We start from the raw sequence: 14,425 nt of genomic DNA, 5'->3' as shown, positions 1-14,425 counted from the left end.
CCTTTTTACTACTGCTCCTGGCGCTTAAACACCAGTTCGCCATTTCCTGACGCTTCTTCATCAAAGAAATAGCCTTCGCTGTTAAAGGCGGTCAGCTGTTCTGGCTGCGTTAAGCGGTTCTCAATAATGTAGCGACTCATCAGGCCGCGCGCTTTTTTGGCATAGAAGCTGATGACTTTGAACTTGCCGTTCTTCTCGTCGAGGAAGACCGGTTTGATAAGCTCCGCGTTGAGCTTTTTCGGCTTCACGGATTTAAAATACTCATCCGAGGCGAGGTTAATCACTACGCTGTCGCCTTGCGCTTCCAGCGCTTCGTTAAGTTTATCGGTGATGGTATCTCCCCAGAACTGGTAGAGATCTTTACCTTTCGCATTGGCCAGACGAATACCCATCTCCAGACGGTAAGGCTGCATCAAATCCAGCGGACGCAAAACGCCGTACAGCCCGGACAACATCCGTAAGTGTTGCTGAGCGAAGTCGAAATCCGCTTCGCTGAAGGTTTCAGCCTGCAGTCCGGTATACACGTCGCCTTTAAACGCCAGAATGGCCTGGCGCGCGTTTTCCGGCGTGAAGTCAGGCTGCCAGTCATGGAAACGCGTGGCGTTCAGATCCGCCAGCTTGTCGCTAATTCCCATCAGCTTGCCAATTTGCGGAGCAGAGAGTTGGCGCGCCACGTGAATAAGCTGCTGAGAGTGATCCAGCAGTTCGGGCAATGTATGACGTGTCGTTGCCAGCGGACTTTGGTAGTCGAGCGTTTTTGCAGGTGAAATCAGAATCAGCATATCCAGTCCTTGCAGGAAATTTACTGCGACTTTAGCAAAAAAAACGACAGAATTGATCGATGGTTGCGATTGCCGCGCTATCCGCGCGGCGTCTCATCCCAGCTTTCGGGCGCAAGTTGTTGTCTGATATCAGGATAACGGCGCGGATCGAATTCTGGGCGCACCCCGAGTTTGCGTTGGCGTAGATAGTCGCAGGCGATAGTCTGCACAACCGGTGAAAGCAGCAGAATCGCCGTCAGGTTAGTGATGGCCATACACGCCATAATGATGTCCGCCAACTGCCAGATCAGCGGAACGCTGACTAACGTTCCGCCGATAACGGTGCTAACGGTGGCGATCCTTAATAGCCAGATGACGCGGATATTGTCCAGCTTCAGGAAAACGAGGTTATTTTCCGCATAGATGTAGTTAGCTACGATAGAGCTAAAGGCAAACAGAATCACAATTAACGCCACGAATCCGGCACCCCATTCTCCCGTCACTGAAACCATCGCTTTCTGGAGTAACTGGATGCCTTCCATCGGTACATAGCTGGCGTCATTACCCGCCAACAGAACAATCATCGCGCTGGCCGTACAGAGAATTAGCGTATCAACTAATACTCCGATCATTTGCACAATGCCTTGTGCCGCAGGATGCGGAGGCCAGGATGCTGCCGACGCGGCCGCGTTCGGAGTTGATCCCATTCCGGCCTCATTAGAAAACATACCGCGTTGAAAGCCGCTGGCAATGGCCTGGCTTAGTGTATACCCGGCGGCACCGGCTGCGGCTTCCTGCCAGCCAAAGGCACTTTTTATAATGGTCATGATAATGCCGGGGAGCTGCCCGAAATGCCAAAGACAGATGACGATGCTGCAACCGACCCACAACAGCGCCATCATCGGAACGAACCATTGCATCAGGCGGGCAACGCCTTTAATGCCGCCAATGATTGCCAATAATGACACTATTGCCAGTGCGATACCGGTGAAGAGGGGAGGGATATCAAAAGCAAAGGTCAGCGCATGAGAGACCGAATTAGCCTGAACGCTGTTAAAAATCAGACCATAAGCAATGAGTAAAAAGATGGCAAAAAGAACGCCCATCCAGCGCATGCCCAGCCCACGCTCCATATACCACGCAGGACCGCCGCGAAACTGTCCCTTGCTGTCGCGCTCTTTATACAGTTGGGCAAGAGAGCTCTCGGCAAATGACGTCGCCATACCAATGATCGCCGAGACCCACATCCAGAACACGGCTCCCGCGCCGCCAGCGGCAATCGCCAACGCCACGCCCGCCAGATTTCCGCTACCGATACGTGCGGCAAGACTGGTGCATAAAGCCTGAAAGGAAGTTAAACCGCCCGGCTGCGGGCTGATGCTGTTTTTAAGACTTTTGCCAAACTGGCGAATATAGCGAAACTGAATAAACCCTGTACGCCAGGTGAACCAACATCCTGCGCCAAGCAGGAGGTAGATCATCACCGATCCCCAGAGTATTTCATTAATAAATGAGAAAAAATCAGGCATTAACATCCCTCTTGTTGATGCCGGCAAGCGCGAATATTCCCGTGTAAGCGCTACCAATAATCGACCAGTATATACCTTATAAGGTGATTGATTGCGGGAGTTTATCATAACAATCGTTATATCCCTTAATTGCGCATCACAGGCTTGGCGATGCGTAATCAGGGCTGAGCGGCTGGTCGGACAATCCAGGCGGTTGCGCTGAGAGTGCGTCGTGCTATCATCAGGGAAGATCGGTTACATCCCCCTAACAAGCTGTTTAAAGAGAATCGCTATCATGACGGACAAATTGACCTCCCTTCGTCAGTTCACCACAGTAGTGGCCGACACCGGAGACATCGCGGCAATGAAGCTGTATCAGCCTCAGGATGCCACAACTAACCCTTCTCTCATTCTTAACGCAGCGCAGATCCCGGAATACCGCAAGCTGATTGATGACGCTGTAGCCTGGGCTAAGCAGCAGAGCAACGACCGTGCGCAGCAGGTCGTCGACGCGACCGACAAGCTGGCAGTAAATATCGGTCTGGAGATCCTGAAACTGGTCCCAGGTCGTATCTCCACTGAAGTTGACGCTCGTCTGTCCTACGACACCGACGCGTCCATCGCTAAAGCAAAACGCCTGATCAAAATGTACAACGATGCTGGCATCAGCAACGATCGCATCCTGATTAAACTGGCTTCAACCTGGCAGGGCATCCGTGCCGCTGAGCAGCTGGAAAAAGAAGGCATCAACTGTAACCTGACTCTGCTGTTCTCCTTCGCGCAGGCGCGTGCATGTGCAGAAGCTGGCGTATATCTGATTTCTCCGTTCGTTGGCCGTATTCTTGACTGGTACAAAGCCAATACCGACAAGAAAGAGTATGCACCGGCAGAAGATCCGGGTGTGGTTTCCGTAACGGAAATCTACGAGTACTACAAACAGCACGGTTACGAAACCGTAGTTATGGGTGCGAGCTTCCGTAACATCGGCGAAATCATTGAGCTGGCAGGCTGCGATCGTCTGACGATTGCACCGGCACTGCTGAAAGAACTGGCGGAAAGCGAAGGTGCTATCGAACGTAAACTGTCTTTCTCCGGCGAAGTGAAAGCGCGCCCTGCACGCATCACCGAAGCTGAGTTTCTGTGGCAGCATAACCAGGATCCGATGGCTGTAGACAAACTGGCGGACGGTATCCGTAAGTTTGCTGTAGACCAGGGTAAACTGGAAAAAATGATCGGCGATCTGCTGTAATCGTTAGTGCGTGGCCCTGATATGGGTCACGCTACCTCTTCTGAAACCTGTCTGTCCTTCCCTTCGCAGTGTATCATTCTGTTTAACGAGACTGTTTAAACGGAATAATCATGAATACTTTACGCATTGGCTTGGTTTCCATTTCTGACCGTGCTTCCAGCGGCGTTTACCAGGATAAAGGTATCCCGGCCCTTGAAGAGTGGCTGGCGTCTGCCCTTACCACCCCTTTTGAGCTGCAAACGCGGTTGATCCCGGATGAACAGGCGATCATCGAACAGACCTTATGTGAGCTGGTAGATGAAATGAGCTGTCATCTGGTGCTGACTACCGGCGGAACGGGTCCGGCCCGTCGTGACGTAACGCCTGATGCAACGCTTGCCGTAGCCGACCGTCAGATGCCGGGCTTTGGTGAGCAGATGCGCCAGATAAGCCTGCACTTTGTGCCAACGGCGATTCTTTCCCGTCAGGTTGGCGTGATTCGCAAGCAGGCGTTGATCCTGAATCTGCCTGGGCAGCCAAAATCGATCAAAGAGACGCTGGAAGGCGTGAAAGATGCCGACGGTAAGGTTATCGTGCCGGGTATTTTTGCAAGTGTACCGTATTGTATACAGCTATTGGATGGGCCGTATGTGGAAACCGCAGCGACTGTTGTAGCATCTTTTCGTCCTAAAAGCGCAATACGCGAAACAAATACCTGAAAGTAGCCCGATCGTGGCATAAGTACCAATGACAGTGGAGTATTGAATTGTTTACGATATAGTAATTTTTGCTTTACATATATCAACGAACAGATTCAATTACTTCACTGACTCATGGTTTGCTATGTCACAACACACTCGACCGCTGAATCGCCAGGATTATAAAACCCTTACGCTTGCTGCCCTTGGTGGCGCGCTTGAGTTTTATGATTTCATTATCTTTGTCTTCTTTGCCGCTGTTGTTGGCGAGCTTTTCTTCCCCGCAGACATCCCTGAATGGCTACGTCAGGTGCAAACCTTCGGCATTTTTGCCGCCGGCTATCTGGCGCGTCCGCTGGGGGGCATCATCATGGCGCACTTTGGCGATCTGGTCGGGCGCAAGAAAATGTTCACCCTGAGCATTTTGCTGATGGCGATACCGACGCTGGCGATTGGTCTGTTGCCTACCTACGCCTCAATGGGGATCCTCGCGCCGCTGCTGTTACTTCTGATGCGTATTTTGCAAGGCGCTGCCATCGGCGGAGAAGTTCCGGGCGCGTGGGTGTTCGTGGCGGAGCATGTACCGGAGCGTCGCATCGGCATTGCCTGCGGAACGCTGACTGCCGGCCTGACGGTGGGAATTCTGCTGGGGTCGGTGGTTGCGACGCTGGTGAACACCAGCCTGACGCAGCAGGCGGTGCATGATTACGGCTGGCGTATTCCTTTCCTGCTGGGGGGCGTGTTTGGGCTGATGGCGATGTACCTGCGTCGCTGGCTGCAGGAGACACCCATATTTCTCGAAATGCAGCAGCGTAAAGCGTTGGCGCAAGAGCTACCGGTGAAGTCAGTGGTGAGCAAACATAAAAAAGCGGTGGTTATTTCAATGCTGCTGACCTGGCTGCTATCAGCGGGGATTGTGGTGGTGATCCTGATGTCACCAGTCTGGTTGCAGAAGCAGTATGGCTTTGCGCCGGCGCTAACGTTGCAAGCCAACAGTGTCGCTACCATTATGCTGTGCGTCGGTTGTCTGCTGGCCGGGTTTATTGTCGACCGGGTCGGCGCCAGCAAAACCTTTATTGTCGGCAGCCTGCTGCTGGCCTGTTCAAGCTGGTTTTTCTATCACCTGACCGGCAGCCATCCCCAGCATTTGTTCCTGTTATACGGGCTGGTGGGGTTATGCGTTGGCGTGGTGGGGGCTGTGCCTTATGTGATGGTGCGCGCGTTTCCGGCGGAAGTCCGCTTTACCGGAATATCCTTTTCTTACAACGTGTCGTACGCCATTTTTGGTGGTCTGACGCCAATCGCCGTCACGATGTTAATGAGCGTGTCGCCAATGGCTCCGGCCTGGTATGTGCTGGCGTTATCGCTGGTAGGGCTAGGTTTGGGGATTTGGCTGCGACAGGATCTTTATCATCGCGATTCGAGCGTACAGGCAGAGTTACAGCGCTTGTAAGGAATATCCCCCCGTCAGGGGGGATAGCATCAGATTAGTGCGCTTCACCAATCGGCAGGATGGTACGGCCAAACTGTTCGTTCAGCACTTCACCCATCGCCAGGTAAATGGCGCTTGCGCCACACACTAAGCCTACCCAGCCAGCAACGTGAATGATCGCTTCGTTACCCGCAATGTTGCCCACGGCCAGCAGGGCGAACAGCACTGTCAGGCTCAGGAACACGAACTGCAGCATGCGCGCCGCTTTCAGCGTACCGAAGAACATGAACAGAGTGAATACGCCCCACAGACCGAGGTAAGCGCCCAGGAACTGACTATTGGTTGCATCCGCCAGGCCCATTTTCGGCATCAGCAGGATCGCAACCAGCGTCAGCCAGAACGAACCGTAGGAGGTAAAGGCGGTTAAACCGAAGGTGTTGCCTTTTTTATATTCCAGCAGTCCGGCAAAAATTTGCGCGATACCGCCGTAGAAAATGCCCATCGCCAGAATAATAACGTCCAGAGCGAAGAAACCCGCGTTGTGCAGGTTAAGCAGAATGGTGGTCATGCCAAAGCCCATCAGGCCCAGCGGTGCCGGATTAGCCAACTTAGTGTTGCCCATAATTCCTCAAAATCATCATTGATTGAATGGTGAAATAGTTTCCCCGAATAACGATCGCTGTCTTCGGGGCGCGGCATGATAATCAGGGGAGAAGGCACTGTCTATGATCTAACGAAGGGAAAATGAATTATTTTCCCTGTGATGGGCATCACGCTTGCCAGTTACGGCGGTGCTGCTCAGCAGAAGGCCCATAAGCAGGCTGGTGGAAAGAGTTAACACAGATTTCATGGAGTTTCTCTTTGACGGCTGCAACAGTGTGTGACTTCAGACCAGATTACCGTCGTCATAAAAACGATTCATGCTCGTAATCTTTTCTTTTTATTGCAATTTTTATGTGAATAACTTTCCTGATTTAATTGGTTGTATGAATTAATTCTGGTTGGCGACTATTCATTTTTCTCTCTTTTTGCCTTTTTTCTGCGAATTTAATGCCACAAGGCTAAAAAAATTTTTCATGCCCCCCTTGATGACGTGGGTTACGACCCCATCTTGTAGACAACCGCAGTGGTGAGTCTGAAAAAAAACGATTCAGGGTAGTTGAAACCGCACGTTTCGCCCTTATTACAGATTCACAACCACATGATGACCGAATTTTTAGTGGAGACGTTTAGATGGGTAAAATTATTGGTATCGACCTGGGTACTACCAACTCTTGTGTAGCGATTATGGATGGCACTACTGCACGTGTGCTGGAGAACGCCGAGGGCGATCGCACCACGCCTTCTATCATTGCTTATACCCAGGATGGTGAAACTCTGGTTGGTCAGCCGGCTAAACGTCAGGCAGTGACAAACCCGCAAAACACCCTGTTTGCGATTAAACGCCTGATTGGCCGCCGCTTCCAGGACGAAGAAGTGCAGCGTGATGAAGCCATCATGCCGTACAAAATCATCGGTGCTGACAACGGTGATGCATGGATTGACGTAAAAGGTCAGAAAATGGCACCGCCGCAGATTTCTGCTGAAGTGCTGAAAAAAATGAAGAAAACGGCTGAAGATTACCTGGGTGAACCGGTAACTGAAGCAGTTATCACCGTACCTGCATATTTTAACGATGCTCAGCGTCAGGCAACCAAAGACGCCGGCCGTATCGCAGGTCTGGAAGTAAAACGTATCATCAACGAACCAACCGCAGCTGCACTGGCTTACGGTCTGGATAAAGAAGTCGGCAACCGTACTATCGCGGTTTATGACCTGGGTGGTGGTACTTTCGATATCTCTATTATCGAAATCGACGAAGTTGACGGTGAAAAAACCTTCGAAGTTCTGGCAACCAACGGTGATACCCACCTGGGTGGTGAAGACTTCGATAGCCGTATGATCAACTACCTGGTTGACGAATTTAAGAAAGATCAGGGTATCGACCTGCGTAACGACCCGCTGGCGATGCAGCGTCTGAAAGAAGCCGCTGAGAAAGCGAAGATCGAACTGTCTTCCGCTCAGCAGACCGACGTGAACCTGCCGTATATCACTGCAGACGCGACTGGTCCGAAACATATGAACATCAAGGTGACCCGTGCGAAACTGGAAAGCCTGGTTGAAGACCTGGTTAACCGTTCTATCGAGCCGCTGAAAGTTGCTCTGCAGGATGCTGGTCTGTCTGTTTCCGACGTTCAGGACGTTATCCTGGTCGGTGGTCAGACTCGTATGCCGATGGTACAGAAGAAAGTTGCTGAGTTCTTCGGTAAAGAGCCGCGTAAAGACGTTAACCCGGACGAAGCTGTGGCAATCGGTGCTGCCGTTCAGGGTGGTGTATTGACCGGTGATGTGAAAGACGTGCTGCTGCTGGACGTTACCCCGCTGTCTCTGGGTATCGAAACCATGGGTGGCGTGATGACTGCACTGATCGCGAAAAACACCACTATCCCGACCAAGCACAGCCAGGTGTTCTCTACCGCTGAAGACAACCAGTCTGCGGTAACCATCCACGTGCTGCAGGGTGAACGTAAACGTGCCGCTGATAACAAAGATCTGGGTCAATTTAACCTGGATGGCATCAGCCCGGCTCCGCGCGGTATGCCGCAGATCGAAGTTACTTTTGACATCGATGCCGACGGTATCCTGCACGTTTCCGCGAAAGACAAAAATAGCGGTAAAGAGCAGAAGATCACCATCAAGGCTTCTTCTGGTCTGAACGAAGAAGAAATTCAGAAAATGGTTCGTGAAGCAGAAGCGAACGCAGAATCTGACCGTAAGTTTGAAGAGCTGGTTCAGACCCGTAACCAGGGTGACCATCTGCTGCACAGCACTCGCAAGCAGGTTGAAGAAGCAGGCGACAAACTGCCGGCTGATGACAAAACTGCCATCGAGTCTGCACTGACCGCGTTGGAAACTTCTCTGAAAGGCGAAGACAAAGCGGATATCGAAGCGAAAATGCAGGCGCTGGCACAGGTTTCCCAGAAACTGATGGAAATCGCTCAGCAGCAGCACGCACAGCAGCAGGCTGGCGCAGCAGGTGCTGATGCTTCTGCAAACAACGCGAAAGATGACGACGTTGTCGACGCTGAGTTTGAAGAAGTGAAAGACAAAAAATAATCGCCCTTTGAACGGGTAATTACTGGCACGGGCGAAGAGGTTTCCTCTCCGCCCGTGCACGCATGTTAGGGGCAGATAAAAAGAGATGGCTAAGCAAGACTATTACGAGATTTTAGGCGTTTCCAAATCAGCGGAAGAGCGTGAAATCAAAAAGGCCTACAAGCGCCTGGCCATGAAATATCACCCGGACCGCAACCAGGGTGATAAAGAGGCCGAAGCCAAGTTTAAAGAGATCAAAGAAGCGTACGAGATCCTCACCGATGCGCAAAAACGTGCGGCTTATGATCAGTACGGCCATGCAGCGTTTGAGCAAGGCGGTATGGGCGGTGGCGGCGGTTTTGGCGGCGGGGCCGACTTCAGCGATATCTTTGGTGACGTGTTTGGCGATATCTTTGGCGGCGGTCGCGGTCGTCAGCGCGCCTCACGTGGTGCTGATTTACGTTACAACATGGATCTCACTCTGGAAGAAGCCGTGCGTGGCGTCACCAAAGAGATCCGTATTCCGACGCTGGAAGAGTGTGATGTTTGCCACGGCAGCGGTGCGAAGGCGGGCACGCAACCCCAGACCTGTCCAACCTGTCACGGTTCTGGTCAGGTGCAGATGCGTCAGGGCTTTTTTGCCGTACAGCAGACCTGTCCACACTGTCAGGGCCGCGGTACGTTGATTAAAGACCCGTGCAACAAATGCCATGGTCATGGTCGCGTTGAGAAGAGCAAAACGCTGTCCGTTAAGATCCCGGCTGGGGTTGATACTGGCGACCGTATTCGTTTAGCGGGTGAAGGTGAAGCCGGTGAACATGGCGCGCCAGCAGGCGATTTGTACGTTCAGGTGCAGGTAAAACAGCACCCAATTTTCGAACGTGAAGGCAATAACCTGTACTGCGAAGTGCCGATTAACTTTGCGATGGCAGCGCTGGGCGGCGAGATTGAAGTGCCGACGCTGGATGGTCGCGTGAAGTTAAAAATCCCGGGCGAAACGCAAACCGGCAAACTGTTCCGCATGCGTGGTAAAGGCGTTAAGTCAGTACGCGGCGGCGCACAGGGCGATCTGCTGTGCCGTGTTGTGGTTGAAACCCCGGTAGGCCTCAACGACAAGCAGAAGCAGTTGCTGAAAGATCTGCAGGACAGCTTTGGCGGCCCGACCGGCGAGCAAAACAGTCCGCGCTCTAAAAGCTTCTTCGACGGTGTGAAGAAATTTTTTGACGATTTGACGCGCTAATTCTCGACTCAATAATCTTTGATAAAAAGCCTGGGACTGAAAAGTTTCAGGCTTTTTTATTTCTGTTTTCCGTTCGGAAAATCCTGAACGACTTTATTTAAATGGCTCGTTAAAACCGATCTATTCATCATGAATAATCTAATTTTAACGAGCTTTCTGAAGGTGTAAGATAGTATTTACGAAGTATTCACCCAATAGAGAGAATAAAAGTGAAACATCTGCATCGTTTTTTTAGTAGTGACGCCTCAGGGGGCATCATTCTGATCATCGCTGCCGTGGTTGCTATGCTGATGGCAAATATCGGGGTTACCAGTGGATGGTACCACGCCTTTCTGGAAACGCCCGTTCAACTGCGGGTTGGCGCGCTTGAGATCAACAAAAATATGCTGCTGTGGATCAATGACGCGTTGATGGCGGTGTTCTTCCTGTTGATCGGTTTGGAAGTGAAGCGTGAGTTAATGCAAGGTTCGCTGGCCAGTCTGCGCCAGGCGGCGTTTCCGATCATTGCCGCTATCGGGGGCATGATTGTCCCGGCGCTGCTGTATCTGGCATTCAACTATGCTGACCCTATCACCCGTGAGGGTTGGGCGATCCCGGCGGCAACGGATATCGCTTTTGCATTAGGCGTGCTGGCGCTGTTGGGCAGCCGTGTCCCGCTGGCGTTGAAAATCTTCCTGATGGCGCTGGCGATAATCGATGACCTCGGCGCTATTGTGATCATCGCGTTGTTCTACACCAGCGATCTCTCGCTGTTGTCGCTGGGCGTTGCCGCGTGCGCGATCCTTATCCTGGCAGCATTGAATCTGTGCGGTGTAAGACGTACCGGTATTTATATTCTGGTTGGCGTAGTGCTGTGGACGGCCGTACTGAAGTCTGGCGTGCATGCAACCCTAGCGGGCGTGATCGTCGGTTTCTTCATCCCGTTGAAGGAAAAACACGGGCGTTCACCGGCGAAGCGTCTGGAGCATGTTCTGCACCCGTGGGTGGCATACCTGATCCTACCGTTGTTTGCCTTCGCTAACGCGGGTGTTTCACTGCAGGGCGTCACCATTGATGGACTGACTTCGGTGTTACCGCTGGGGATCATTGCTGGCCTGTTAATCGGGAAACCACTGGGTATCAGCCTCTTTTGCTGGCTGGCGTTACGCTTCAGGATGGCGCAATTGCCGGAGGGAACGAATTTCCAGCAAATTATGGCGGTCGGCATTCTGTGCGGCATTGGCTTTACGATGTCGATTTTCATCGCCAGCCTGGCGTTTGGGACCGTCGATCCTGAGCTGATTAACTGGGCGAAACTGGGGATCCTGATCGGTTCTTTGCTGTCGGCGGTAATAGGTTACTGCTGGTTACGCACCCGGTTGAACGCAGCAGCCTGACGGGATAACCCTTTCGTGACAATTTTCAGGGAGAGTGTATGTCTCATATAAACTACAACCACCTGTACTACTTTTGGCATGTATATAAAGAAGGATCGGTGGTTGGTGCAGCAGAGGCGCTTTATCTGACACCGCAAACCATTACCGGGCAGATTAAAGCGCTTGAGGAACGCTTACAGGGAAAGTTGTTCAAGCGGAAGGGGCGTGGACTGGAGCCCACCGAATTAGGCGAATTGGTTTTTCGTTATGCGGATAAGATGTTCACGTTAAGCCAGGAAATGCTGGATATCGTGAACTATCGCAAAGAGTCGAATTTACTGTTCGATGTCGGCGTAGCGGATGCGTTGTCCAAACAGCTGGTCAGCAGCGTGCTGAATGCCGCAGTCGTTGAAGATGAACAAATCCATCTGCGTTGTTTTGAATCAACGCACGAGATGCTGCTTGATCAGCTCAGCCAGCATAAACTGGATATGATTATCTCCGACTGCCCGATCGATTCTACGCAGCAGGAAGGGTTGTTCTCAGTGCGGATTGGCGAATGCAGCGTGAGCTTTTGGTGCACCCAGCCATTGCCTGAGAAACCATTTCCGGCCTGCCTCGAAGAGCGTCGATTGCTGATCCCTGGGCGCCGTTCGATGCTCGGGCGTAAGCTGCTGAACTGGATTAACTCACAAGGGCTGAACGTTGAAATCCTTGGCGAGTTTGATGACGCCGCGCTGATGAAAGCGTTCGGCGCAACGCATAATGCTATTTTTGTTGCGCCTACGCTTTATTCCCACAATTTCTATGCCGATGATTCTATTGTTGAAATTGGACGCGTAGAGAATGTGATGGAGGAGTATCACGCCATATTTGCAGAAAGAATGATACAGCATCCAGCGGTGCAGCGTATTTGCAATGCGGACTACTCGGCATTATTTAAGCTGCAATCAGCCTGATCGTCGTAATGCTTCCGGCTGCGGTGGTTGCCTACAGCCGGAAGGATTCTACAGCTTTAATAAATTCCGGTATTGACCACTTTCGCGGATAAATACCGGAATTCTGTTCAGTGGTGCGGCATAGCGCAGCGTTTGTCCTCCCGCATAACTCTCGCCGGTCACAAGTTCCGTCCATGTTTCCCCTTCTGGTAGCCAGATGTCACGTTCACGCATACCTTCGTGCATGACGGGCGCAATCAGTAGGTCGGGGCCAAAACAGTACTGATCGGTAATTTCCCAACTCCTTGTCTGCTCTGGGAATTCAAAAAACAGGGGGCGCATTACCGGCGCATTGCGTTCGTGCGTTTCCACCATCAGAGCTTTGATGTACGGCTTTAGCTTTTCACGCAACGTCAGACAGCCGGTCAAAACTTCACACACCTCCTCGCCATAGCTCCACACTTCGTTCGCCGCACCGGTCGGGCATTGGGCAATACCATCACGGTAAGCATGTTCCGGTAAAATCTGCGGATCGCGGTTACCGTGCAGACGCATCACCGGGCTAAAGACGCCCCACTGAAACCAGCGAATCAGCAACTCATGAAATTGCGGGTCGTGAATATTACCGCCATGAAAACCACCGATATCCGTCGTCCACCACGGTATCCCCGCGATTCCCATATTGAGTCCGGCGGCAAACTGATTGCGTAGCGATCGAAACGAAGAGTGGATATCTCCGGACCAGACCAGCGCGCCGTATTTCTGGCTCCCGGCCCAGGCGCAACGTAGCAGGTTGATAACCTTGTCTTCGCCATCGGCTTTCATGCCATCAAAAAAGGTTTGGGCGTACATTCGCGGGTAGATATTGCCCACTTCCAGCACTGGCCCGGCGTGATAGCGATAGTTGTCGTAATCGTAAACGCTGAACTCAGGTTCAGCTTCATCTAACCAGAAGAGCTTCACGCCTTTATCGTAATAGTTGCGCTTAGCTTTACCCCAGACGTAGTCACGAGCGCCTGGATGAGTGGCGTCAAAAAAAGTGGTATTGCCGAGGAAATCTATATTGATCGGTATTCCGCGTTCCGTTTGCACCAGCCAGCCGTTTTCATGCATCTCCCGATAGCTCTCGGTGCGGTTATCCACCGTCGGCCAGACAGAGACCATCAGCTCAATGCCCAGTGATTTTAGCTCGGCGATCATGGCGCCGGGATCGGGCCAGTCGCGCTGGTCGAACATCCAGTCACCCTGATTTGGCCAGTGGAAGAAATCGATAACGATAACCGAGATGGGCAAGTTGCGTCGTTTATACTCGCGGGCGACCGCCAGCAGCTCTTCCTGAGTACGATAGCGGAGTTTGCACTGCCAGAAACCCATGGCGTAATCCGGCATCATCGGCGGTGTGCCAGTAGCAAGCGCGTAAGCCTGGCTGATTTCTGCGGGGGTATCGCCAGCGGTGATCCAGTAGTCCAGTTGTTCGCTGACCTGAGCTTCCCATTCAGTGACGTTGTGGGCGAAGGTTACGCGACCAACTGCTGGATTGTTCCATAAAAATCCGTAGCCCAGACTTGAAAGCATAAATGGTACTGAGGCTTGGGAGTTACGCTGTGCCAGCTCCAGAACGCACCCTTTAAGATCCATATTGGCCTGCTGATACTGGCCCATGCCATAGATTTTTTCCCCTTCGGCGGCTTCGAAGCGGGCTTTAATCGAATATTTTCCTCCCGGAATAGGGCGGAATTCGCGCCCTTCAAGGTTTAGGGCGCTGACGTACTGACCGTGTGAAGACTCGTCCTCACCGATTTCGCCCCGCAGACGCCAGAACTCCTGCAACAGGGGCTTATGCGAATGGCGGTAAAAGGTGACTTGCCCTTTTTGATTGACGACAGCGATAATTTTACCGTTAGTCAGCGTCGCCTGGTGGTGCTCATAAACAATATGGCAGAGGCTTTCTGCGACGGGCTCATTCAATGCCCAGTCCTCATTTCTCATTACCGGTAGATGACGGCCGCTGCGCACGCGTAGGCTGTTCTCGCCCCAGGGTTCAATCCACAAATAGCGATCGTTTTGCTGCCAGACCAGGCGACGCGGGTCATGTTGCACAAATGGCATGGTGGTGCCTCCCGTATTTCG

At 52.2% G+C, this 14,425-nt stretch carries 11 protein-coding genes; 7 read left to right on the top strand and 4 right to left on the bottom strand.

All coding sequences use genetic code 11. The annotated features are described in order from the left end of the window. Window positions 1-8 precede the first annotated feature (8 nt). Together yaaA and OGV52_RS12425 are read right to left on the bottom strand one after the other, a co-directional pair. Window positions 9-782 carry a peroxide stress protein YaaA gene (gene yaaA, locus OGV52_RS12430; RefSeq protein ID WP_016155647.1) on the bottom strand — a complete coding sequence of 258 codons (774 nt, stop codon included), beginning with the start codon at window positions 780-782 and terminating at the stop codon, window positions 9-11. 77 nt (window positions 783-859) lie between these two features. Continuing rightward, window positions 860-2,290 carry an alanine/glycine:cation symporter family protein gene (locus tag OGV52_RS12425; protein WP_016155648.1) on the bottom strand — a complete coding sequence of 477 codons (1,431 nt, stop codon included), beginning with the start codon at window positions 2,288-2,290 and terminating at the stop codon, window positions 860-862. A 274-nt stretch (window positions 2,291-2,564) separates the two neighbouring features. Between OGV52_RS12425 and tal the strand changes: the two genes are divergently transcribed. The 3 genes from tal to OGV52_RS12410 all read left to right on the top strand — a co-directional run bounded on the left by tal (window position 2,565) and on the right by OGV52_RS12410 (window position 5,648). Then, window positions 2,565-3,518 (top strand): transaldolase, encoded by a 954-nt coding sequence (gene tal / locus OGV52_RS12420; RefSeq protein ID WP_016151631.1) that lies wholly within the window; start codon window positions 2,565-2,567, stop codon window positions 3,516-3,518. A gap of 110 nt (window positions 3,519-3,628) precedes the next feature. Beyond that, complete coding sequence (gene mog / locus OGV52_RS12415; RefSeq protein ID WP_049281593.1) at window positions 3,629-4,216, top strand: molybdopterin adenylyltransferase; 588 nt, start codon at window positions 3,629-3,631, stop codon at window positions 4,214-4,216. 124 nt (window positions 4,217-4,340) lie between these two features. After that, entirely contained in the window at window positions 4,341-5,648 is a 1,308-nt protein-coding gene (locus OGV52_RS12410) for an MFS transporter (RefSeq protein ID WP_287108580.1), read from the top strand. Window positions 5,649-5,682: 34 nt separating this feature from the next. Here the strand turns inward: OGV52_RS12410 and satP are convergent, their stop codons facing one another. Continuing rightward, window positions 5,683-6,249 (bottom strand): acetate uptake transporter, encoded by a 567-nt coding sequence (gene satP / locus OGV52_RS12405; RefSeq protein WP_047358362.1) that lies wholly within the window; start codon window positions 6,247-6,249, stop codon window positions 5,683-5,685. Between the two features lie 611 nt (window positions 6,250-6,860). Here satP and dnaK point away from each other — a divergent pair. The 4 genes from dnaK (at window position 6,861) to nhaR (ending at window position 12,316) form a co-directional block, all read left to right on the top strand. Further along, complete coding sequence (gene dnaK / locus OGV52_RS12400; protein ID WP_016151634.1) at window positions 6,861-8,783, top strand: molecular chaperone DnaK; 1,923 nt, start codon at window positions 6,861-6,863, stop codon at window positions 8,781-8,783. Between the two features lie 85 nt (window positions 8,784-8,868). Further along, window positions 8,869-10,002, top strand: a complete 1,134-nt coding sequence (gene dnaJ, locus OGV52_RS12395; RefSeq protein ID WP_008786151.1) for a molecular chaperone DnaJ — start codon at window positions 8,869-8,871, stop codon at window positions 10,000-10,002. Between the two features lie 209 nt (window positions 10,003-10,211). Then, window positions 10,212-11,378: a Na+/H+ antiporter NhaA gene (nhaA, locus tag OGV52_RS12390; protein ID WP_049042495.1), complete on the top strand. Its 1,167-nt coding sequence runs from the start codon at window positions 10,212-10,214 to the stop codon at window positions 11,376-11,378. Window positions 11,379-11,416: 38 nt separating this feature from the next. After that, complete coding sequence (gene nhaR / locus OGV52_RS12385; RefSeq protein WP_047500146.1) at window positions 11,417-12,316, top strand: transcriptional activator NhaR; 900 nt, start codon at window positions 11,417-11,419, stop codon at window positions 12,314-12,316. 48 nt (window positions 12,317-12,364) lie between these two features. On the opposite strand, the gene OGV52_RS12380 is transcribed toward nhaR, so the two are convergent. Next, complete coding sequence (locus OGV52_RS12380) at window positions 12,365-14,404, bottom strand: glycoside hydrolase family 31 protein (protein ID WP_287108578.1); 2,040 nt, start codon at window positions 14,402-14,404, stop codon at window positions 12,365-12,367. Window positions 14,405-14,425 lie beyond the last annotated feature (21 nt).

It is taken from the genome of Citrobacter sp. Cb041, from assembly GCF_030336655.1.
GTDB classification, from domain to species: Bacteria; Pseudomonadota; Gammaproteobacteria; order Enterobacterales; family Enterobacteriaceae; genus Citrobacter; species Citrobacter braakii.
The sequence above is the reverse complement of the archived record's forward strand: the minus strand, read 5'-3'. Positions and strand labels throughout refer to the sequence as shown.